The organism is Thermotoga petrophila RKU-1, assembly GCF_000016785.1.
Lineage (GTDB): Bacteria > Thermotogota > Thermotogae > Thermotogales > Thermotogaceae > Thermotoga > Thermotoga petrophila.
On record NC_009486.1, the window covers coordinates 235,005 to 256,968 of the forward strand.

Here is a 21,964-nt window from a genome sequence, read left to right on the forward strand (position 1 = left end):
CTTCTCACATCAATCCTGGTATTCCAAATTGCTGAGTTATTTTGCTCATCTCCTCTTCACGGCGTTTCTCGATCTTTTCCATGACTTCGTTCATTCCCGCTATCAGAAGATCCTTCAACGTATCGAAGTCTTCTTTCAGATCCTCGTCTATTTCTATATCCTTGACTCTCCTATCACAGGTTGCAACGATTCTGACGGCTCCTCCACCAACGGAAGCCTCGACCTCTATCTGCGAAAAGCTCTCTTCGAGTTCCTGGATTTTTTTCTGGAGCTCCTCCTGCATTTTGGCGAAGTCCTTCAAAAGCTTTTCCTGCTTTCCCCCACCCAGGTTCTTTCCTCCGAAGCTTTTGATCTTTTTCAAATTATCCCTCCTGTTCAAACAATCTCAGGATTTTCTGAGAAACCTTCTCTATTGTTTCTTCCTTTCCCATCAGTCGAAGTTCAACTTCTACCTTTTTCCCGAGTTTTCTGGAAAAGATGTTTTCCAGCTCAGGCAGCTTTTTCTTCATCAACTCGTAATGCATAGCTTTCGATGAATCAAAAGAAATAATCACCTTTTTCCCGTCAAACTCTACCTCTGAGAGACTGAGGGCGACGAAAATTGAAAGATCACCCTTTTCTTTCAGTTCTTCCATGAGTTCTTTGAAACGTTTCTCGAACTCGCTGCCTTCCTGTTTTTCTTCTTTTGCCTTCACCATTTCTTTCTTCTCTTCTTTCTGCTGTACATTTGAATTATCGTTTTTTTCTCTGACATCGTTTTCCTGAACGTTTGCGGTGGAGAACCTCGTCGCTATGTAAGCCGAACCCACTTTACAGACGAGTCGTTTTTCTTCGGCGAACTTTATCTCTCTCAGAAGATTCAGAAGTTGTCTCGAAACCTGAACTATATCGTTCGCTGAAACCTGGTAAACCCCTCTCTCTCTTTCCAGGTCTTCGACCAGATCCTCGACCGCTTCCTGAATGAGCACCTCGTAGTCCTTCCCGCTGTAATAGACGTCGTCGAGAACGGTGAAGACCCTTTTCACATCACCAGAAAAGATAGCATTCACGTAATCGCGAACAACCTGTATCGGTATCAACCCGAGCGCTCTGTGTACCGTCTCGAGATCTATCTTTCCTTCCGAGAACTTCCACACCTGTTCGAGCATGGTGAGCGCGTCTCTCAATCCTCCAGAGGCCCTTTTTGCGATGAAACTCAGGGCTTCCCTGTCTATCTCTATTCCTTCAGCCTCCGCAACTTCCTGGAGCCTCTTTTCGATGAGCTCGTCGGGAATGTTTCTGAACTCGAAAACCTGACATCTCGAGATGATCGTGGGAGGAACCTTCTCAAGGTTTGTCGTTGCCAGCACGAACACGACGTGGGAGGGAGGTTCTTCGAGTGTTTTGAGGAGCGCGTTGAAGGCTTCTTTCGTGAGCATGTGAACTTCGTCTATTATATAAACTTTGTATTTGCCTTCCATCGGCCTGTATCCAACGGCGTCTCTGATTCTTCTGATCTCGTCTATTCCTCTGTTGGAAGCCGCGTCGAGTTCTATCACGTCCATGAAAGTTCCCTCGTCTATCTCTCTGCAGGCTCTGCAGGAGTTGCAGGGTTCAACTCCCTTTCTGTTTTCACAGTTCAGTGATTTTGCGAGAATTCTGGCAAGAGTAGTCTTCCCCGTTCCCCTCGGACCGGCGAATATGTATCCGTGGGCCACGCTGTTCTTCTGAATAGCACCGATTATTGCCTTCTTCACATGATCCTGATTGACAACCTCAGAAAAAGTCTTTGGTCTGTACTTCCTGTAAAGAACTTCCACAGAATCCCCCCGTGTTATAATCGAATTGCATCCAGCTTTTATTATACCAGAGGAGACATTAAGAATGATTGAACAGAGGAGGAAAATCGTGAAAAAAATAACTATCTTGATCTTGGTGCTCGTGGTGGTCCCTGTTTTTCTGAGCACCGTTCCTCCGGAAGATAATATTTCCTTTCGCGAGATCAACTCCATCGCGGTGAAGGAATGGTTCAAAGAACTGGTCAGATCAAGAAGAGCCTCCTACAAACTGAAAAGCGATGAAGAATTCCTCGAAGATCTGTGGAAAACGATAAACAACGTGGCAAAAGAAACGAATTTCGATCCTATTCTCATAATATCCGTCATAGATGTGGAAAGTGACTTCAGAAATGTTGTGGGGTTGTACGGAGAACTCGGTATGATGCAGATAAAGAAAGAGACGGCGGAGATGGTGGCGAACCTGTACGGTCTGGAAATCCCAGAGTCAGGCTGGACAGAACTCGTGTGGAACTACCGGTTGAACATAAAGTACGGAGCCCACTATTTGAAGTACCTCTTCGACAAGTTCAACAGTTTGAGATTGGCACTCGAGTACTACAACGGTGGAAACAGCAGAAAGTCCTACGCACGAAAGATACTGGAAACGTACGAAGAGTTCAAGAAAGAACTGGGGATCTAAACCTTCGAGTAGACCTTGCCGGAAGAGTCCTGTACCACACGGAGAATCAGCTTTTCCACTTCCAGTTCCTCGAGTTTCTTGTTGTCCGGAGTTTTATAAATCACCCTCCTCGTTCCCATGACTTCTTCGAGGGGCTCGAACACCACCCTGGAAAACCTCTTCGTTGCAGAAAAAGGATGCACTTTCTCCAGAATCACGCCGTTCACTCCCAAGAGAAAGAGTTTTTCCAGGAGCTCTTCACTCATCTCTTGAAACTGAAGCTTGTTCTTCCTGAACGTTCCCAATACCGCTATTTCTCCCGTCAGATCGTAGAGCTTTGTTCCTTCGTATCTTTCGTATTTTTCAAGGACGTCCACAACGCTTCTGTCCATAACAACGATCTTTCCCGTGTAGTAGACAACATCTCCTGTCTTCAACTTTCTTATGACGTTCAGAGACACGGGATATCTGAGTACTATCAAAAGAATCACCTCACGATCATCCAGACAAAACCATCGATGAACCTCACAAAGGGATTCATAACGAGTGGTATTATCCAGAGCACGAGCAGAGCGATCATGAAGAGAACCCCGTACACCTCGTATTTTACCAGCCACTCCATATACTTGTCGGGAAGAAGAGAAGCGAGAATCTTGCTTCCATCGAGAGGGGGTATGGGAAAAAGAGAAAAGAGCGCGTACGTGAGGTTGTACTTTGCGGCCTTCACCATGAGAAACCACCAGAAATCCTCCTCGGGAAGATGCGAGGCGATCAATCCACAAAGAAAGAAAAGGATGAAGCTAACGGCAGGACCGAGCAGCGAGATTTTCAAAAGATCCTTCTTTTTGTTTTTGAGCTTCCAATAGCGAATGGGCACGGATCTCGTCCACCCGAACTCGAAGAGGATGAAAGAGATCGTTCCCAGTGGATCGAGATGAACAAAGGGGTTCAGAGAAAGCCTTCCGGCCTGTTTCGGTGTGGTATCACCGAGTTTGTAGGCTACAAAGCCTTTGATGTACTCTCTGGGAGTAGCGACTATGAGCACTGCGAGAAACCCTGTGAGTATGTTGCTCAGTGTGGGAACGATTATCCTCATGTTCACCATCCTTTCAGGACTCCTTTCAGCATCTCCTTCATCTCGATAGCGTCGTTTTTCATTTTCTCTTTCAGCTTCAATTCTTTCTTCAACACAACGGGAACCTTCAAAGAGATTTCCAGAGGATCTCTCTTTGAAAAGAAATGATCCTCTTTTGTGTATCTTGTGAAAAATCTTCTCGCTTTTTGACAATCGACGATAATGAACGGTACTTCGAAATACGCTGCCACAAGCGCCGGGTGGAACCTCTCCGTTATCACAATGGACGAACTCACTATCTCTTCGAGCAAGTTCTCTCCATTTCTGAGAGGTGGAAGATAGGAGTGATCCCCTGGAAAAGCCGTTGATATGACAAAGTCGTTGATTCCCTGATCCTTGAGGCTCTTCAATATATACGACACATCCATCGGAGATTTCAGGAAAAACACCGCTTTCTTTTCGGTATTTCTTTCCATATCGGACTCCATAAGGTGGATTATGGCCGGATCTGTTCCGAGCATTGCATTTCCGCCAACCATTCTGACGTACCTGTAAGAAGCGGGATCACGCGCTATGAAAACGGTTCTTTTATCTTTGAAAACGTCCCACACAAGCTTTTTTGAAAGCCTTCTTCTCAACGGTCCCACGCTGTTTCCAAAGAATATGAGAGGTTTGTTCATGAGAAGTGAAGCTTTTGAAAGAGAGTAATAGTAGAGAAGACTCCGGAAACTGGTAACGTCCTGAAACAATCCCCCTCCACCCGCTATGGAAACTTGAGATTTCTTCAAAAGAGAGAGTATCTTGAGCGAATATCTATCGACAGAGGTGATCCCCATGGATTTTTTCCCCTTCGGCAGGGGTGTGTATATGGTCCCGAATCCCAGCTCTTTCAGAAGATTCACACACGCCTTGAACATCAATTCATCCCCGAAGTTGTCAAAGCCGTAGTATCCCCAGAGAAAGGCCGTTGCCAAGGAAAATCACCTCATTGTGTAGAAGAATACTCTTGGAGAATTATACTACACGAGGTGAAAAGATGATCACGAATCTTTCCGACAGAGTGTTCGTGATAGGAACAGGAACGTCGGCGAACAGTGTGCTTGTCTGTGGAAAGAAATTCTGTGTACTCTTCGATTCAACACTTTTTCCTGAAAAGGCAAGGAAGATCAAAGAATTCACCACAGAAATTCTGGGCAAAGAAATCGTCGTTGTCTTCAACACGCATTACCATCCCGACCACACTTTCGGAAACGAGGTTTTTGACAGAATCATATCTCACAGTCTCACCAGAAAAGCCCTGGAAGAAATGGATGAAGAGTACATAAGAAAGATCGGAGTGGAGGTTTCTTTGAAGTTTCCAGATGAGACCTTCTCCGAAAGAGAAAATTACAGATTTGGAGACATCGTGGTGGAAGCGGTTCACCTGGGAGGACACACCCCGGATTCTTCGATCTTCGTTTTGAAGAACGAAAAAATCGTCATCTGCGGGGACCTTCTGACAACCGGCATCCACGCCGAAATAGTCACGGACAGTGACCTCTTCGAATGGATAGAAGCGCTCAGCGAAATCGAAAAAATACGGGCAGATTACTTCGTACCGGGTCACGGAAAAGTGGGCACCATCGAAGATGTCAGAAACATGAAAGACTACATCTCAAAAGTCCTGCGCTTCAGAGAAGGCAGTGTGAAACACTCAGAACTCCTGGAAGACCCGAATTTCATCAACAGGGAACACCCGGAGCTTCTGAGCTGGGGGCTGGAAAACATCATTCGTTGAGAAGTTCGAGCCTCTCTTTTGGACTCACGATCTCTGTTATCCTCACCCCAAAGTTCTCATCTATCACGACAACTTCTCCGCGGGCGATGAGCTTTCCGTTCACGAGGATATCCACAGGTTCTCCCGTGAGTTTGTCCAGCTCTATTATGGAGCCGGGGATCATTTCCAGAACTCGTTTCAGGGTCATTCGCGTTCTTCCAAGTTCCACTGTGACTCTGAGAGGAATATCGAGAAGCAGTTCCAGCTTGTCACTCGGTACTTCGGTTTTTCTGGTTTCAGAAGGTTTCAACTCGGCGAATTCTACCGGTTCGACCTTCACCTTTTTCTCCTCTTTCTTTTCTTCTTTTTTCTCACTGCCTTTAGCTTCGGATTGTTTTTTCGTGAAATACTCGTACATCTTCTTCACCAGATCGGCGCTTATCACCTGGTAGAACTTCGACTTCGGAAGTCCCTCTATCTCTATTTCGAATTCGACGACGGCGACATCTTTTTCTGGATTGTCGGTCACCGGTGGAAACTGAGTGCTTGGATCATCGAAATTCAATATCTCCACCTTTGGCGGAGAGATATTGATGGTTATTCCCAGAAGTTCAGAAAGCGACGTTGCAGCGCTTCCCATCATCTGATTCATCGCTTCTCCAACCGCACTGAGTTTGATCTCGTCCAGTTCCTCGGTTTCTACCTCTCCACTTCCCCCCATCATGAGGTCAGCTATCACCGCTACGAGTTTTTTATTTAGGACAAGGACATTCAATCCTTCCAGCCCCTCTATGTATTCCACACTCACCACTACCTGCTCACCACTGAAGTCACTCTTGACGTTCTTCATCTTTTCTTCCCGAACAGTTGGAACGGTGATGTGAATATCCCTTCCGAGAATCATCGAGAGCGTCGTGGCAGCGCTTCCCATCGCGATGTTTCCTATCTCACCTATCATGTCTTTTTCTTCAAGAGTGAGAACACCACCAGTATCAGAACCGCCAAGAAGCTTGTCTATCTCTTCCTGAGAAAGGAATTCTTTTTCCGTCATTCGTATTCACCTCCGTTGGTGAATTCACCGGTCACCTTCACCGCATACTTTCCCTTGAACACTCCGGGAATTCCCCTGAACTTGGGTCTCCCCTCAACGTCTATTCTTATTTCATCCTTGTAGTGAGTGCCGAGCCTTATGACGTCTCCCACTTCCAGATCCAGGATTTCTTTCAATCTCAACTCAGTTTCTCCTATCACCGCTTGGACAGTCACAGGTACCTTTTGAGAAACTTTTTTGAGTTCTTCCATTCGCTCTTCGACTCTTTCGGGTTTTCTTCCCATCATCCAGAAGCGATCCGAAAGTTTTTCGAGCAAAGGTTCAAGAAGTGAAAACGGCCAGCACACGTTGATAAAGCTTGTGAATTCGCCCCAGGAAACGGAGGCGGTTACAAGAAGAACGATCTCGTTGGGAGGTACAATCTGAACGAATTGAGGATTCGTTTCCACATTCTCTATCGAAGGAATGAAGTACTGAAAATCACTCCAGGCCTGAGCAAGAAGGGTTAACATGTTGGTCACTTCTTTTCTCATTATGGAGGTTTCTATCTCCGTGGGAGGTCTGTTTGGAGGGTTATCGCCGGGCCCCCCCATTATGATGTCGAGCATGGTATAAAAGAGATCCAGTCTCATTTCGAAGATGGCGCTTCCCTCAAAAATATCTCCGGTGAAGATAACTATGAACGATGGTATCATCACGGATCTTATGAATTCCTCATAAGTAAGCTGATCTATGCTGATTTCGACATCCACAAAAGTTCTCAGCCTTCCTGAGAGATACGTAGAAAGAGCCCTCCCAAAGTTTTCGTGTATCATCTGAAAGGTTCGAAGTTGTTCTTTGGAAAACTTGCTCGGCCTCTTGAAATCGTAAGGCTTAACCTTTTTCTCCTCTTCTTCCTTCAGGAGGTCCTCTTCCTTCAACTCACCCTTCATCAGTGCCTCGATCAACTGGTTTATTTCTTCCTGGCTGAGAACATCCGACATGTTACCACCTCACTCGGTGGTTGCGAACGCTTTGATGTACAGGTACACATCCAGAACCCCGTATTTCTCCTTATCACCAACGAATCCAGTGATCGTGTTCACCGCATCTCTTATTTGACGCTTCAACAGTTCTAGCCCCGGAACGGTGCTCAGTTCACTCTTATCTTTGCTGAGAAAGATCATCATGAGCGCATCCATGATCTCGTCATTCTTCTCAGCTACAGCCGCCCTGCAGGCATCGCTTCCCACACTGAAAGAAAGAGAATCTATCACGACTACGTCCCTTCCTCCTTTGAGAAGGAAGGTCTGGTTTTCCCCCCGCTGAATGAGAACCGCCTTTATCCTGACGGGGGTCGAAGGTACGTTTTCACCCTGCTTGCCTTGATTCGAACCAAGGAACATGGGCAGCAAAAAATACACTGCCACGGAAACCACAAGCGGAACAACAATGCTCGTGATCAAAGACGCACCCATTCGACGTTTTGGTTGTTCTTCTTCTCTTCTTTCTTCTTCTGCCATTCTTTCACCTCACAGTTTCTCTCGTTTTATGAGGATATCTATTCTCCTGAATTCTCTTCTCAATCTATCCAATTCCTGCTGATATTTTTCTTCCAATTTTTTCAGTTCCGATTCGTATTCCGATCGAGAAATTTCCCCGTTTCTGAACCTTTCATTGATAAGTGTTTTCTCGACGTTGATCTGGTTTTCAAGATCCTGGATCTTTTTCTTTATCTCCCTGTCTCCAAGCCCTATTGGGTAGAATCTGTCAGGATTGTAGAAAAGATCGATGTTGAAACGTCCAAGCTTTATGTCTGCAGCCCTTTCGATCATTCTCTTCTCTCTCAACTCGGTGAGAAAGAAATTCACCACACTCGCTGCTCTGGCGCTCGAAAGATGCCAGTTGGAGACATATATTGAATTTGGAAGAGGCAATCTGTCGTCCGCATAACCGTAGATCTCGAGCACGTTCGTGGTGTGTTCTATGACTATCTGTCCCACTTTGGCCAGGAGTTCTTTGGCTTCCACTGTGAGCTTGGCGCTTCCCGTCTCAAAAAACACCATGTCTTTCAACACGATCAGTGTTCCTTCGTCTCTCTCTTCAACTGTGATCTTTCCCTTATATTCTTCGGACAATCTCATGAGTTCTTGATATATTCCTCTTTTTGATGTGATCAAGGGTTCTTCGTTTATGCTTTTTCCTCCCATGAGGACGCTCGGCGGGTTCCCACTCAACGCGATTCTGAGCCCTACCGCCACCTGCTGGAACTTTCCGGGACTGATGGTGGACATCGAGATCAGAGCCACAAAGAACGTGAGGAGCAGCGTCACCATATCCGAATAGGTCGTCATCCATTGAGGACTGCTTTTCTGTTCCTCTTTTCTTTTTTTCGCCATCACGCGGTTGCCTCCTGAGAAGCAGCCTCGTAAGCCTGTCTTTCTTTCTCAGGGAGGAACGATTTGAGTTTTTCCTCGAGGATCCTCGGGTTCTCTCCTGCCTGGATAGAAAGAACAGCCTCCAGTATCATTCTTTTTTCCAAAACCAGAATATCTCTTCTCTTTTTGATCTTTTCAGCCATGGGAAGAAAGACACCGTTGGCCAGAACTGCACCGTAAAGTGTCGTTATCAAAGCAACCGCCATAGAAGGTCCCAGTGTTTCTGGATTGTTCAAGGATTTGAGCATTTGAATGAGTCCGATCAGCGTTCCAATCATACCGAACGCAGGAGCGTACGCCCCTGCGGATTCCAGAACCGCCCTTTCTCCGTCGAGTTCCTCCTCGAAGAGTTCCATTTCCGTTTCCATCATGTTCCTCAGAAGATCTGGATCTGTTCCGTCAACCACAAGCTGGAGTGCCTTTTTCATGAATGGATCTTCTATACTCTCCAGATTCTCCTCCAGAGAAAGCAAACCTTCCCTTCGTGCTTTTTCAGAAAAAGAAACCATCGTTTGAATCAGAGAAACGTGATCGAGCTTTGGCTCTTTCAGAGTTGAAAGCATGATGTTCACGATCTTGAAGGCTTTGTCCTTCGGATGAGCCACCATGGTTGCTGCGATAGAACCAACAACGGTTATGAACAGTGAAGGTATGTTTATGAACGCTGCGAAGTCTCCTCCACCCGTCAGGATTCCTATGAAAAGAGCCGCTATCACAAGAACAAGACCCATCAGGGTTGCAAGGTCCATAGGATCACCTACCCTGGTTTTTCCACCAGTTGAAGATCTTTCTCTTGTATTCTATCACCTTTTGAACAACCTCCTCTGCGGATTCCTTCACGATGTATTTTTTACCGTTTATGAGGGTGATCGTTGTGTCGGGCAGTGCTTCTACGGTTTCTATCAAATCGGCGTTCAGGAAAAACCATCTACCATCTATTCTGGTCAACCTGATCATCTTTCATCATCTCTTGATGTTCACAAGTTCGTTCAGAATCTGATCGGCTGTCGTGATAACACGCGCGTTCGCCTGGAAACCTCTCTGTGCGACGATCATCTTGGTGAACTCTTCCGCAAGATCCACGTTGGACATCTCAAGGGCACCGGGGATCAAAATTCCTCTTCCACCGCTACCGGGGGCTCCTATCTTTGGAACGCCGCTGTTGGCAGACACGACGTAGAGCGAATTACCAACCTCTGAGAGTCCCGAAGGATTGTTAAACACTGCGAGGGCGATCTGTCCAAGAACGTCGGTGAGTCCGTTGCTGAAGGTTCCTATGATCTCTCCCTGCTCGTTTATGGCGAAGGATTCCAAAACACCCATCGGATTTCCATCCTGCCATGGAATGTTCAGAGTGCTGTCGCCGGAGAACTGAGTTGCTCCGGAAAAATCAGCTGTTATTGTTACCACCCCATCTCCACTCTGACCTGCATCAAACTGGATCGTTCTAACCTCTCCAGAGCTGAGATTGTATGAAGAGTCCAGCCCTCTGTATTGAATGGGTCTTCCTGATTCATCGAAATCTATCAACCCCGCTACATAGCCACTACCACCGTCTTCATCGATCAGTGAGATCGGTTCTCCACTATCCGTATACGCTCTCCAGATCCAGGCGTTCTTGAAACTTTCTGAACCAATAGTGGTGTTTCCAAGTCTGACAAATTCATAGTAAACGGTGTACGCGTTTCCAAGAGAATCGTAAACCTGGACGGCGGTGGTGTACCTTGGAGAAGTGTAATCAGTTTGAACGAAATTCGTCGGATTGTCTGATTCGTAGAACCTGGGCTCACCGGAGGTAGGAATGACAAGTTCAGCACCGGGTGCTATTGTGAGAGAATTTGATGCGTTGTTTGGGGTTAAGAGTATCACGGTGTAATTGTTTCCAGCTGTGATGTCAGAATCGTTGATTGTGAAACTACCACCTGAAACCGTCGTGGTACCGTTGTACACCACATTTCCAGAAGAATCCAGAACGATGGCCTGATAGGTGCCATCTGGTAGAGCTGTGCTTCCAGAAATACTTCCATCGGTGGTTGCCGTTATGACCTGAGATTCAGCGTACACCCCGGCCTCTTCCACTCTTCCAAATTCGTTGAACACCATGTAACCATCCACATCGGCTGTTCCATCGTTGTCGATATCGATCTTCATCGTGTACCTCTGAGAAGAACTGAACGGATCTGTTCCCAGATCACTCTGTGTCTTTTCAAACCACACCCTGACATCGTGATTAATTCCATTTTCATCAGTTAAAGTGATGACGAACGAACCAGGTCCCAATTTGGAGTTCAAATTTCCTTCAAAACGAACGTTCGAAGTTTTCTTTGCCGGCATCGTCATACCTGCACTGATCACCAGATCCCCTATGGGTTTGTTGGTGTCGATGTACCTTTCACCGGTCTCTGGATCCTGAACAGCTGTCCATCCCTGAACCTTGTAACCAGTAGAGGTCTGAATCAGGTTTCCGTTGCTGTCCAGAGTGAATGCGCCGGCTCTTGTGTAATAATAGGAACTGCCATCTGATACGATGAAGAACCCGTCTCCCTGAATGGCAAGGTCGGTTTTCACACCCGTGTTCTGGAACGAGCCCTGCGTCATGATCTTGTCGATACTGGACACCTGAGAACCAAGACCTATCTGCATGGGATTTGTACCGCCCACGTTTTCCTGAGGAGATCTTCCCGCCTTGATCGTCTGAGCGAGCATCGTCTCGAAATTCACCCGTGACGCTTTGAACCCAACTGTGTTCACGTTGGAGATGTTGTTTCCTACAACATCCATCGCTACCTGGAAGTTTTTGAGACCCGTTATGCCACTGTAGAGTGACCTCATCATCACGCATCACCCTCCTGAGAGATCTCCAGGATAGAATCAACAGGATAGAGTGAACCGTTCACAAGAACGAATCCCTCTCCATTCTTTATCTGAACGGCTTCCACCACTCCGCCTTCCATTCCTCCTATTTCCTCCAGTCCGCTCGATGTGAGTTTATAAATATGGTAAGTGTAACTGCCATCTTCAACACTGATCCCGCTGTCATCTCTTCCATCCCACTGCCAGGCGTGAACTCCCGCCTGAACAGTTCCAAGATCTTCTGTTCTCACCACTTTTCCGTTTTCGTCAAGTATTTGAACCACAACATGTGCATCTTCATCCACGTTGAATATGATGCTGTCTGACTGACCGTCTACAAGATTTACCGTGTTGTTCTTCACCACGACGTACTTTCCTATCAGAGAAGCAAGCTGGGCTGGGTTCACACTCGTCTGAGCTTCGACGAAATCTTTCACCGCACTGGTGAGGTTTGTGATCTGTTCAAGGCTCGCGAGCTGAGAAAGCTGAGATATCATGTCCTTCGTTTCCATGGGCTCCAGTGGATCCTGCATTTCCAGTTCTTGAAGAAGGAGTCTGAGAAAAGCTTCCTTGTCGAGAGAATTACTCGAAGAGCTGGAATTATTTCTTACTCCTGTAAGAGAAGAAAGGTATATACCGCTCATGTCGTAGATCACGTTTTCACCTCCTGGATGAACTCCTCAAATAGACTGCCCGAAGTTTCACGTTTGTGGTTTTTGCTTTCTCTTTGCTGCCTTTGATTTCCCTCTTTGTTCTGATTTTCCTGATACAGGTAGTCTTCTTCCTGTTTTTCTACGTAGACCTGCACATCGAATCCCTTTTCGTTGAATCTTTCGATCAGCCGTGGTACGTCATGTTCTAAAACGTGCTTGGCTTCTTCTGTCTGAACTTTGAACACTATCTTCAGCTGGTTCTCTTCCTTTGTTATGGTGATCTCCAGTTTTCCTAACTCCGGTGGTTCAAGGTCTATGACGGCCCTTTCTGTCTTGTGGTAGTACATCTGTTCCACAAACCTTGGTAGATGAACAGTCTCTGTTCTTTTCAGTTCGGGGAGTGAGTAAACCTGCTTCGCCCTTTCCTGAGACAGAAACTCCAACGCCTCTCTGTTTGTTATTTCTCTGTAACTTTCGATTTTTCCTTTCTCTTCGTAACTCATTTTCATTTCCATTGGCTGATTCTTCTCTCGGTTTTGGGAGGGCGGTTTTTCAGAAGTTTTCTCCGGAGATACCTTGGAATTGTTTTCAACAACCTTCTGACCATCAAATCTGTTTGCGGGGGGTTCTCTCCTCACCGAAGAAGTTTCACTACGGTCGTTCAGTACGTTTCTGGTGTTCTTTTCTGGAGAGGAACCATCATTTCTGAATGACAGGACGGTTTCTCTCAAGCTGGAAGAGGTTTTCTCTGATAGTTCTTCTGTGTGAGTATCTCCTCTCTTTGTGAAAGAGTTGATTTTCTGATTTTCTCTGGAATTCTCGGAATTTTCATTTACGAGATTCAAACCAGTATCGTCAAAGCTCGCCTGTGAAATTCTTTGATTGTTAACCTTCCAGACCTTTTCTCCATCACCGTTCGATGATTGTTGCTTTTCGTCTGCAGAGAGAAGCGGAACAAAACTGAGTTTGGACATTTTTATTTCATTCCCGATATTTCCCGTAATCCTTTCTTCAGAAGGTTCGTTTTTGATACCTGCTGTCTTTTCAAAGTCTCCTGAAAGTTTCTCTGTATCGGAATTCTTAAAAAGAGATCTTGTCTCGTCGAAAATCGGTCGTTTTGCTGTGTGCCTTATCTTCCGATCATCTGATTTCAAAAAAACTTCAGAACTTGTCTGAGAAACTTCAACAGGTGTTCTAAAAGAACTCGGAAGCTTTTTGTTCGATTCACTCCGAAAAGTCTCTGATTCCGAGTACAAGATAGAACGGTGTTTCTTTTCGAACGAAATCTGACTTGCACTTTCTTTGTTCTCTGAATCTTTCACCAGAAAACCGTTTTCTCTCTTTTCTTCATGTTCAGTGGAAGTCAAAAGCTTTTCCGTTGAAATATCATGTGTTCTGGATTTGAAAATCCCTTGCTCACTTTTTCGGTACTCATCATGATTTTCATCAATGAGCTGTTCTAACTTTTCGTTTCTTTTAGACATTTCTTCCAAAACATGTTTTTCACTGGATTTATCATCGGTTGTTTTGATCTCTTTGCTCAGCTTGCTCGAAGATGAACGTCCAACTTCTTCTTCCCGTTCTTTCTGATCCTCAGAGACATTCTGAAGCCTTTCCGAAAACTGTCCATCCAGCATCTTTTCCAAATTCACATCTTCCTCAACCGACATCGAAATGTGCTGAGCGCTGACACTGTCGAGATCGTCCAGCGTGTTCCTTTTCACCTTTTTGAGGACTTCATCACGGTTTTCAGTAGATTCTGACTTTACCTTTTCCTGAACATTCAGAAGGTCAATATCATTATTCTTTTGACGTTCGCTTTTCTTTCCAGCGATCTCTTTTTTCTTCTCATATGTGGAATCAATCATTTTTCCCTTTCTCCCCAGCGATTTCATCAGGTCCTTAACAGACTGAGAGAACAGAACCGCCGCTGATTTCTTTTTTAATTCACCTTTTTCCTCTGCTGTCTTGATCATCGCAAAAAGAGAAAATTGTCCTACCTTCACTTTCTCTCCTCCAGAAGATCCGGAGCGTTCTGAACTATGTACTGAACCAGAACAGAAGCGTGTTCCCTATCCATCATGGAAAGAACCGTTCTCAAAGTTTCTGGATCCACATTCTCCCTTCTCAGGAAATCGACGGCTACCTCTGGTGTGATGTTGTTCAAAGCGTCCGCCACCGATTTCAAATAGGCTTCTTTCTGAAAAAGCTGAGATTCTTTTTCTGTCATCTGTTTCACCGCTTCCTGAGCTTGTTTAACCAGCATTTCGAGTCTTTCAATGGTGCTTTCTACACCCACCATGAGCTCCATCACCCGTGCAGCTTTCTGCGGATTGACACCGGCGAGCGCCTCGAGGAACTCCCCGGCGTACTCTGGATCGGTTCTTTTAAAGATCACGGCGAGTGTTTCATCGTCCACTTCGTTGAGCGCGCCCGCAAGATTCCTCGGAGCGGTGTTCAAAAGCACGTTGACGAGTTCATCCACCTGCTTCTTGTAGGATTCCAGTCTGTTTTTCTCTTCGAGCAACTGATTTTTGAGAGATTGAATCTCTTCGATCATTCTCTCAACGACATTCTTCTGTGTGTCTAGCACTTTCGCCTGTTCTTCGAGCTCTTTTTCTTTGCTGATCAGTTCGTCTATCTTCTGGTTGTATATCTCGATGTATTTCTGATAGATTCTCGAGTAGTACTCGGCGGGACTTTCCGCTTTGAGGGGTTGATAGTTGATTCTGTCTTTCAAAAACGGTACCTTAGAGGCAAGAAAAGCAATATAACTCCTCCAGTCTTCAAAAGGAGACATCCTTCCACCGTAAAGCCTGTTTATTTCAAAGGAGATGTAGCCGTACATGAACACGATCACGAGAATCAGAAACGTTATTAAAAAAGCAACGAAGAAACCTCTTCGTTTTCCAGGCAAGGTCCATCTACCTCCCTCGGTTTCATACTTCTACGGTGGATCTATCTTTTCCTAAAGGATGGTAAAATATGGTAAAACAAAAAAGGGGAACAAATATGGATAGAATACCTGTTTGAAAATCTCTTCTTCCGGGAAGAGATACCGTGTGGAGATCGCTTTGAGAGACCCTCATGGTAAGATCTTTTCCGGTGAGAGTGAAGGGCCCAGAACAGCCCGGAATCTTCTCAGACTCATCGGAGAAGCGGTAACCGAAGCTTTCAACAGAGCTTTTCATAAATACGATGATGTGTCCATAGACGACATCAAAGAAACCACTCTCGCAGGAAGAAGATTTGTTTTTGCTCATCTCACGTTTTTGAAGAATGGAAAGGAAAGCTGGCGAATCGGTGTGGCTCCTTTAGAAAAAGATCTTCTCCAGAGCATCGTTCTCGCAGTAATAGATGCTCTGATAAAATAGTTAAAAACAGTGGGGGGTATTTAGATGAGTGCAAAAACACTGGAAGAAGTCATATCGAAGATATCTGGAGTCATCTCCGTCAAGGTGATAGAAGAAAACGGCCAGCCCAGAGAGATCCACGTCATAGCGGATCCTTCCAGGAATCCAAAACAGATCGTTCGTGATATCGAAACAGTCGCCCTCGCGTCTCTCGGAATGAAGATAGACAGAAGGATCATCAGTATCGCCCAGTTGAGTCAGGGAAGATTCTCTCCCTCACAAACTTATGAGATCACCTCCATAGAGGTGAAAAACCTCGACAGGAAAAAGCAGGTGAAGGTTACGATACACAACCCCCTTGAAGATGAAGACATGGTGGGGGAAAGCGCAGGTCCTGGAACATCCACGAATCTTCCAAGGCTCGTTGGAGAAGCGGTGATAGAGGCGTTCAATCCTGATTGCCCCGTCTCGGTGGACGATGTTCAGAAGGTTTTTCTGGCTGGAAAAGAATTCGTGCTCGTCCATCTCACGATTCAGGACGAGGATCGAGAAAGAACAGAAGTGGGGGTCGCACCCCTCGAAGGAGACTTTTTAAAGTCAGTGGCCATGGCCACACTGAAGGTGGTAAAAGATCTCGCTTAAAGAAAGAGCGCTATCGTGTCAACGACTTCTTTTATTTCGTCATCTCTCAGCTCTGGGAACATGGGAAGAGCGAGACTTCTCCTCGAAAGAGATTCGGCCACCGGGAAATCCCCTTTTCGATATCCCAGATCCTTGAAGCACTCCTGAAGGTGGAGAGGCAGAGGGTAATAAATTGCCGTCTGGATGCCCCTCTCTTTCAGCCCTTCTCTGGCTCTCTCCCTCACCTCTTCGCTTTCGAAGAGTACCACATACTGATGGAAGACGTGGTATCTGAAACCCTTCTCCTCCACGCGGGTATAGACCACGGGCAGTTTTTTCTCCTCGAACAGTTTCTGGTACGTCCTCGCCACACGTATTCTCTCTTCTGTCCACCTTTCCAGATACCTGAGTTTCACCCTCAGAATCGCCGCGTGTATCTCATCGAGCCTCGAGTTGTATCCCACTTTTTCATGGAAGTATTTCTTCCTCGCACCGTGCACTCTCAGGATTCTGCTTTCTTCCGCTATCTCATCGCTGTTTGTCACGATCATTCCGCCATCACCGTAAGTCCCCAGGTTCTTCGTGGGAAAGAAAGAGAGAATCGCCGCGTCCCCCACAGACCCGCTCTTTTTGATCTCACCGCTTGAGAACTTCCATTCCGATCCCATCGACTGAGCGCAGTCTTCGAGGATCATCACTCCGTACTTCTCCTTCAAAAAGCTCAGTGCCTCGAGGTCCACGGTTCTACCGAAGAGGTGAACGGGGATGATCACCTTCACTTTCTCTTTTTTCAGAACGTGTTCGAGCTGGTTCAGGTCCATGTTGAAGGTGTTTTCGTCCACATCTACGAATATAACTCTGGCACCGAGTCTGTAAGGTGCGCTCGCCGTGGCGAAGAAGGTGTAGGGTGTTGTGACCACCGTGTCTCCTTTCCCAATCCCCATTGCCCCCAGCGCTATGAAGAGTGCGTCACTTCCACTTGCAACTCCAACAGCGTGTTTCACGCCGATGAAGCTGGCGATTTCTTCTTCGAGTCTTCTCACGTTCTCTCCAAGGATCACCCTTCCTGAAGAGATCACCTCGTCTATCGCGTTCAAGATTTCTCCCCTGATTCTCTCGTACTGCCTCGTGAGATCGAAAAGAGGGATCATTTCTCCACCTCCAGAAAGATTCTTCTGGCGTTTTCTGTGGTCACTTCATCCACCTTCGCTTCAGGCACACCCAGCACCTGAGAGATTGTTTCCACGACGTACCTCAGGTACTTCGGTTCGTTCCTTTTTCCCCTGAACGGCTGAGGTGGAAGAAAAGGACAGTCCGTCTCCAGAACGATGTGTTCGAGACCAACTCTCCTAACCACTTCCCTCAGAGCTTCGTTCTTTGGATACGTCACAGGACCTCCTATCCCAAGCAGAAAACCGAGGTCGATGAACTTCTTCGCCCACTCGTAGTCCGAAGAAAAAGCGTGAATCACCCCCCGCTTCTCCGGAAGTGGTTCTGTTCTGAGGATATCGTACGTCTCACTGTACGCGTCTCTGATGTGAACAACGAGGGGAAGGTTCAACTTCCTTGCGAGTGATATCTGTTCAACGAAGACCCTTTTCTGGATTTCTGGTGGAGAGATGTTCCTGAAGAAATCGAGTCCGGTCTCACCGACGGCAACCACCTTTTCATCTTTCGCGAGTTTTTCGAGGCGTTCTATGAAATCTTCAGGAACTTCTTTCGCGTCGTGCGGGTGCACACCCACAGAGCAGAAGATTCGATCATCTGTCTTTGAGAGTTCGAGGGATTTCTTCGAATCTTCGAGGTTCACACCCACGTTCACCACGAATTCGATGTTGTTCTCTTCGAAATTGGAGATGACAACGTTTCTGTCACCGTCGAACTGGTGAAAATGAAGATGCGTGTGCGTGTCTACCATTTGAAATATCCCTCCTTCTGTGTTAATATACTACACAAAGGCCTTTGTGAAAAAAGTGAAGAGGTTCACCTTTTTGTGATGAAAAGGTTTCTTTGACTTTAACAATTAGGTTGATATAATTCTATTGAACCAAACGATCTGGAGGTGGTGAATATGGCATCGGGATGCGGCTGTTGTTCAGAAAGGCTGGTGAGTTCTTCAGGGATTTCGTGAGTATCTTCAAGCACATCTCAGAAGATCTTGAGATGTACCTCAAGCTCGATCCCGCCGCAGAGAGTAAGCTTCAGGTGTTTTTCTTCTACGCTTCCTTTCAGGGTCTCATGTGGTACAGGTTCGCCCATTTCTTCTACAAATGGAAACTGAAAATCCTCGCCTACATCATTTATTACTTCGTGCGCGTTGTGTTCTCCATGGACATCCATCCAGCGGCAAGGATCGCTCCGGGAGTGGTGATAGACCACGGCATCGGTGTGGTCATCGGAAGCACCGCTTCGGTGGGAAAGGGAACGCTCATCTACCATGGGGTCACTCTCGGAACGAGAAAGCCGTGCTTCGGAAAGAGACACCCCGATGTGGGTGAGAACGTGATGATAGGAACGGGGGCTAAGATCCTCGGCCCGATAAGAGTGGGAAACAATGCCGTTGTGGGTGCGAACGCGGTCGTTCTCGAAGACGTTCCTGATGGAGCTGTTGTCGTAGGCGTTCCTGCGAGAATAATCAAGTGGAGGAGGGATTTCTGCGATGATGGAAAGACTGATAGGGAGCACTCCGATAGTGAGGCTCGATTCGATAGACTCGAGAATCTTCTTGAAACTGGAAAAGAATAATCCCGGTGGCAGCGTAAAGGACAGACCTGCCCTCTTCATGATTCTCGATGCGGAAAAAAGAGGACTCCTCAAAAATGGAATCGTGGAACCAACGAGCGGCAACATGGGAATCGCCATAGCGATGATCGGAGCAAAGAGAGGTCACAGGGTGATCCTTACGATGCCCGAGACCATGAGTGTTGAAAGAAGAAAGGTCCTGAAAATGCTTGGAGCAGAACTCGTTCTCACACCGGGGGAACTGGGAATGAAAGGTGCTGTGGAAAAGGCGATCGAGATATCCAGAGAAACCGGCGCACACATGCTCAACCAGTTCGAAAACCCCTACAACGTCTATTCCCACCAGTTCACCACGGGTCCGGAGATTCTCAAGCAAATGGACTATTGGATAGACGCATTCGTTGCGGGAGTGGGAACGGGAGGCACGATCAGCGGAGTTGGAAGGGTTTTGAGAGGATTTTTCGGAGACAGAGTGAAAATAGTGGCGGTGGAGCCAGCGAAATCTCCTGTTCTCTCCGGAGGCCAGCCGGGAAAACACGCCATTCAGGGCATAGGAGCTGGCTTTGTTCCGAAGATCCTGGACAGATCCGTGATAGACGAAGTGATCACCGTGGAAGACGAAGAGGCTTACGAAATGGCGAGGTACCTCGCAAAGAAAGAGGGACTCCTCGTGGGGATCTCCTCCGGTGCCAACGTTGCAGCCGCTCTGAAGGTGGCCCAGAAACTCGGGCCAGACGCGAGGGTCGTGACCGTTGCGCCGGACCACGCGGAAAGATACCTGAGCATATTATGAAGGGAACTTACGTTCTGCTTTTGAAGCTCGAAAAGGGCGTTGGTCTGAAGTACGGCAAGAAAACATCACACCTGGAACCGGGTTACTATGCCTACGTGGGATCCGCTATGGGGGGATTCTTCAGGAGAATCCCCCGCTATTTTCTCGGTCCCGGGAAGAAACACTGGCACATCGACTACCTACTGGATCACGCGCGGATCGCCGGGCTGATAATGTTCAGCGGAAGAAATATCGAAGAGGAGATCTCGAATGTGTTATCATATCATTTTGAAGGAATAGAGAGTTTCGGTGCGAACGATCTCAGGGTGAAGACCAATCTCTACCGCGTTGATCCCGACAAACTCTTTTCTCTTCTGGGGGGGTTCCGTGAGAATAGAGATACTCGATGGCCACAGAAACATAGGGGGAAACAAGATCAGAGTGGTTGATTCTGAGAACGACGGTTTCCTGCTGGACTTCGGGTTGAACTTTTCCAGATGGGGAGAGTTCTTCGAGGAGTTTCTGAACCCAAGGACGGGGAGGATCCTTCACGACCTGCTGAAGCTCAAAATGATTCCCCGGCTCAACATTTACAGGGACGACCTCTTCGATGGAAAGTTCGAAGATCCTGTGAACCACGCCTTTCTTTTTTTGAGCCATGCGCACGCGGATCACACCGGAATGGTGGGCCTCATTGACGAAAAGATCCCCCTCCTCATGACCGGTGAAACCTTCGCGGTGATGAGAGCCAGTGTGTACACGAGCAACTCAAACGTTCTGACTCAGCTCGGTGGAAAGAAAAGAAGAAAGGCCTCAGATAAAGATCTGGAAAACGGAATCCGCGAAGACCTCACGGTGAGCCCGGGAAATTCGAAGAGCGCGGAAAGATTGACAAGACGCGTTTCTTTTCCTAAAGAGGTCGAACTCAACGACGATTCAACTGTTGTCGATATGAACTCCCTGTGGAAGAACGAGCTGTTCGTTGAACCTGTGTACCACTCCGTCATAGGAGCCGCGGGCCTTGCGGCAAGGGTGGACGATCTCTGGCTCGCTTACACCGGAGACTTCAGAACGGGTCCCGAGACAGCAGAAGAAGAGCGCTACTGGCTGGACACTCTCGGTGAAAAGAGACTCGCGCTTTCTCTCAGGACCTCGAGATTTTTTGAGAATCTGAAAGACAAGCGCCCGCTCGTTCTCATCGTTGAGGGAACCAGAGTCACGAGGGAAGAGAACGTGGAGAACACGGAAAAGGACGTCTTCGAAAACGCGATGAGAGTTTTCAGGGGGACGAAGAATCTGATACTCGTAGATTTTCCCATCAGACACCTGGAGAGGCTCTTCACCTTCCTTAAGGTCTGCATGGAAAACGACAGAAGACTCGTTCTCATGCCAAAAGACTACGCCTATCTTCTCGAGATGGAACGAGTGGAACCACTCTGGAAGCTGACGGATGAGGAAAGGTCCTTCGTTCGTGTGTACCACCCCGGGAAGGTCACCTACATAAACCTCGAAAAAGACGCACTGCTTCGAGCCAAAGAGGAAGGGATCCTTCTCTCACCAGAGGAGATAAACCTGCATCCAGAAAAACACACCATGGTTGCGGGATACTGGGACTTCCCGCACATCCTCGATCTCGACGAAAGAGTTCTGAACGGCGCCGTCTATATCCACTCAACGAGCGAAGCCTACACGGAAGAGCAGGAGATCGACGCAAGGCGCTTCATGAACTGGCTCAGGTACTTCAACATAGTTCCTTTCGGTATAAGAGAAGTGAACGGAAACATCGTCTTCACGAAAGAGTTCCACGCCTCGGGCCACGTTTCTCCTCAGGGCCTGGAAAAGATTTTGAACGAACTGAACCCGGATTACATAGTGCCCGTTCACACCCTGAATCCGGGCTGGTTCGTCGAGCGCTGGGATGAAAGGGTCTTACTTGAGAATGTGATTGTGTTATAATTTTTTTCGACACTTCTAAGAGGAGGTGGAAAAGTGGCGAGCAGAGAGGAGATCTTTTCAAAGGTGAAGAGCATAATCTCTGAAAAACTCGGAGTGGATGAGTCACAGGTCACAGAGGAGGCAAAACTCATAGACGATCTCGGTGCGGATTCCCTCGACCTTGTCGATCTCGTGATGGATTTTGAAAGCGAGTTCGGTGTAAAGGTGGATGACGCCGATCTTGAAAAGATCTCAACGGTCGGCGACATCGTCAGCTACATTGAAAAGAAATTGGGGTGA

Annotated in this window: 26 protein-coding genes; 9 read left to right on the forward strand and 17 right to left on the reverse strand. The window is 47.0% G+C overall.

The window, feature by feature from the left end; genetic code table 11:
* Window positions 1–4: 4 nt before the first annotated feature.
* Together TPET_RS01235 and dnaX are read right to left on the reverse strand one after the other, a co-directional pair.
* Complete coding sequence (locus TPET_RS01235; protein ID WP_011942916.1) at window positions 5–361, reverse strand: YbaB/EbfC family nucleoid-associated protein; 357 nt, start codon at window positions 359–361, stop codon at window positions 5–7.
* Between the two features lies 1 nt (window position 362).
* Window positions 363–1,799, reverse strand: coding sequence for a DNA polymerase III subunit gamma/tau (gene dnaX, locus TPET_RS01240; protein ID WP_011942917.1), 1,437 nt, complete (start codon window positions 1,797–1,799; stop codon window positions 363–365).
* 88 nt (window positions 1,800–1,887) lie between these two features.
* Between dnaX and TPET_RS01245 the strand changes: the two genes are divergently transcribed.
* Window positions 1,888–2,457: a transglycosylase SLT domain-containing protein gene (locus tag TPET_RS01245; RefSeq protein ID WP_148186681.1), complete on the forward strand. Its 570-nt coding sequence runs from the start codon at window positions 1,888–1,890 to the stop codon at window positions 2,455–2,457.
* On the opposite strand, the gene TPET_RS01250 is transcribed toward TPET_RS01245, so the two are convergent.
* Genes TPET_RS01250 through csaB form a run of 3 tightly spaced genes read right to left on the reverse strand, consistent with a single transcriptional unit; the run spans window position 2,454 to window position 4,485 of the window.
* A complete protein-coding gene (locus TPET_RS01250) occupies window positions 2,454–2,927 on the reverse strand; it encodes a tartrate dehydratase subunit beta (RefSeq protein WP_011942919.1) in 474 nt (157 codons plus the stop codon). The two genes, TPET_RS01245 and TPET_RS01250, sit on opposite strands and share 4 nt — an antisense overlap.
* A complete protein-coding gene (locus TPET_RS01255; RefSeq protein ID WP_011942920.1) occupies window positions 2,924–3,541 on the reverse strand; it encodes a site-2 protease family protein in 618 nt (205 codons plus the stop codon). Before TPET_RS01255 ends, TPET_RS01250 begins: the two co-directional genes overlap by 4 nt.
* Entirely contained in the window at window positions 3,535–4,485 is a 951-nt protein-coding gene (gene csaB, locus TPET_RS01260; RefSeq protein WP_011942921.1) for a polysaccharide pyruvyl transferase CsaB, read from the reverse strand. Before csaB ends, TPET_RS01255 begins: the two co-directional genes overlap by 7 nt.
* Window positions 4,486–4,547: 62 nt before the next feature.
* Here csaB and TPET_RS01265 point away from each other — a divergent pair, with 62 nt between their 5' ends.
* Window positions 4,548–5,288, forward strand: a complete 741-nt coding sequence (locus TPET_RS01265) for an MBL fold metallo-hydrolase (protein ID WP_011942922.1) — start codon at window positions 4,548–4,550, stop codon at window positions 5,286–5,288.
* On the opposite strand, the gene fliY is transcribed toward TPET_RS01265, so the two are convergent.
* From fliY to TPET_RS01315, 10 genes are read right to left on the reverse strand one after another with little or no spacing between them, the layout of a single operon-like run.
* Window positions 5,278–6,318, reverse strand: coding sequence for a flagellar motor switch phosphatase FliY (gene fliY / locus TPET_RS01270; protein ID WP_011942923.1), 1,041 nt, complete (start codon window positions 6,316–6,318; stop codon window positions 5,278–5,280). The genes TPET_RS01265 and fliY overlap by 11 nt on opposite strands.
* The gene (gene fliM, locus TPET_RS01275) at window positions 6,315–7,301 is read right to left on the reverse strand and encodes a flagellar motor switch protein FliM (RefSeq protein WP_011942924.1); all 987 of its coding nucleotides are present in this window, start codon (window positions 7,299–7,301) and stop codon (window positions 6,315–6,317) included. Before fliM ends, fliY begins: the two co-directional genes overlap by 4 nt.
* Window positions 7,302–7,310: 9 nt before the next feature.
* Window positions 7,311–7,820, reverse strand: coding sequence for a flagellar basal body-associated FliL family protein (locus TPET_RS01280; RefSeq protein WP_011942925.1), 510 nt, complete (start codon window positions 7,818–7,820; stop codon window positions 7,311–7,313).
* A gap of 9 nt (window positions 7,821–7,829) precedes the next feature.
* Window positions 7,830–8,696 carry an OmpA/MotB family protein gene (locus TPET_RS01285; protein WP_011942926.1) on the reverse strand — a complete coding sequence of 289 codons (867 nt, stop codon included), beginning with the start codon at window positions 8,694–8,696 and terminating at the stop codon, window positions 7,830–7,832.
* Entirely contained in the window at window positions 8,696–9,484 is a 789-nt protein-coding gene (locus TPET_RS01290) for a motility protein A (RefSeq protein ID WP_011942927.1), read from the reverse strand. Before TPET_RS01290 ends, TPET_RS01285 begins: the two co-directional genes overlap by 1 nt.
* 4 nt (window positions 9,485–9,488) lie before the next feature.
* The gene (locus tag TPET_RS01295; protein WP_011942928.1) at window positions 9,489–9,692 is read right to left on the reverse strand and encodes a flagellar FlbD family protein; all 204 of its coding nucleotides are present in this window, start codon (window positions 9,690–9,692) and stop codon (window positions 9,489–9,491) included.
* Window positions 9,693–9,698: 6 nt separating this feature from the next.
* Window positions 9,699–11,570: a flagellar hook protein FlgE gene (locus TPET_RS01300; RefSeq protein ID WP_011942929.1), complete on the reverse strand. Its 1,872-nt coding sequence runs from the start codon at window positions 11,568–11,570 to the stop codon at window positions 9,699–9,701.
* The gene (locus TPET_RS01305) at window positions 11,570–12,244 is read right to left on the reverse strand and encodes a flagellar hook assembly protein FlgD (RefSeq protein ID WP_011942930.1); all 675 of its coding nucleotides are present in this window, start codon (window positions 12,242–12,244) and stop codon (window positions 11,570–11,572) included. The genes TPET_RS01300 and TPET_RS01305 overlap by 1 nt, the downstream gene beginning before the upstream one ends.
* Window positions 12,241–14,247, reverse strand: coding sequence for a flagellar hook-length control protein FliK (fliK, locus tag TPET_RS01310; protein WP_048810847.1), 2,007 nt, complete (start codon window positions 14,245–14,247; stop codon window positions 12,241–12,243). The genes TPET_RS01305 and fliK overlap by 4 nt, the downstream gene beginning before the upstream one ends.
* Entirely contained in the window at window positions 14,244–15,158 is a 915-nt protein-coding gene (locus tag TPET_RS01315; RefSeq protein ID WP_011942932.1) for a MotE family protein, read from the reverse strand. Before TPET_RS01315 ends, fliK begins: the two co-directional genes overlap by 4 nt.
* Before the next feature lie 145 nt (window positions 15,159–15,303).
* On the opposite strand from TPET_RS01315, the gene TPET_RS01320 reads away from it, so the two are divergent.
* Window positions 15,304–15,615: a hypothetical protein gene (locus tag TPET_RS01320; RefSeq protein ID WP_238374307.1), complete on the forward strand. Its 312-nt coding sequence runs from the start codon at window positions 15,304–15,306 to the stop codon at window positions 15,613–15,615.
* Between the two features lie 24 nt (window positions 15,616–15,639).
* A complete protein-coding gene (locus TPET_RS01325) occupies window positions 15,640–16,236 on the forward strand; it encodes a hypothetical protein (protein WP_011942934.1) in 597 nt (198 codons plus the stop codon).
* On the opposite strand, the gene TPET_RS01330 is transcribed toward TPET_RS01325, so the two are convergent.
* Both TPET_RS01330 and TPET_RS01335 read right to left on the reverse strand, forming a co-directional pair.
* Complete coding sequence (locus TPET_RS01330; RefSeq protein ID WP_011942935.1) at window positions 16,233–17,366, reverse strand: DegT/DnrJ/EryC1/StrS family aminotransferase; 1,134 nt, start codon at window positions 17,364–17,366, stop codon at window positions 16,233–16,235. The two genes, TPET_RS01325 and TPET_RS01330, sit on opposite strands and share 4 nt — an antisense overlap.
* Window positions 17,363–18,133: a TatD family hydrolase gene (locus TPET_RS01335; protein WP_011942936.1), complete on the reverse strand. Its 771-nt coding sequence runs from the start codon at window positions 18,131–18,133 to the stop codon at window positions 17,363–17,365. The genes TPET_RS01330 and TPET_RS01335 overlap by 4 nt, the downstream gene beginning before the upstream one ends.
* A gap of 164 nt (window positions 18,134–18,297) precedes the next feature.
* On the opposite strand from TPET_RS01335, the gene cysE reads away from it, so the two are divergent.
* The 5 genes from cysE to TPET_RS01360 are packed head-to-tail and all read left to right on the forward strand — an operon-like array spanning window position 18,298 to window position 21,964.
* Window positions 18,298–18,960: a serine O-acetyltransferase gene (cysE, locus tag TPET_RS01340; RefSeq protein WP_011942937.1), complete on the forward strand. Its 663-nt coding sequence runs from the start codon at window positions 18,298–18,300 to the stop codon at window positions 18,958–18,960.
* Window positions 18,875–19,750 (forward strand): cysteine synthase A, encoded by an 876-nt coding sequence (cysK, locus tag TPET_RS01345; RefSeq protein ID WP_011942938.1) that lies wholly within the window; start codon window positions 18,875–18,877, stop codon window positions 19,748–19,750. The genes cysE and cysK overlap by 86 nt, the downstream gene beginning before the upstream one ends.
* Window positions 19,747–20,178, forward strand: coding sequence for a GIY-YIG nuclease family protein (locus TPET_RS01350; protein ID WP_011942939.1), 432 nt, complete (start codon window positions 19,747–19,749; stop codon window positions 20,176–20,178). The genes cysK and TPET_RS01350 overlap by 4 nt, the downstream gene beginning before the upstream one ends.
* Window positions 20,117–21,685 (forward strand): MBL fold metallo-hydrolase, encoded by a 1,569-nt coding sequence (locus tag TPET_RS01355; protein ID WP_011942940.1) that lies wholly within the window; start codon window positions 20,117–20,119, stop codon window positions 21,683–21,685. The genes TPET_RS01350 and TPET_RS01355 overlap by 62 nt, the downstream gene beginning before the upstream one ends.
* Before the next feature lie 33 nt (window positions 21,686–21,718).
* Window positions 21,719–21,964 (forward strand): acyl carrier protein, encoded by a 246-nt coding sequence (locus TPET_RS01360; RefSeq protein WP_004081111.1) that lies wholly within the window; start codon window positions 21,719–21,721, stop codon window positions 21,962–21,964.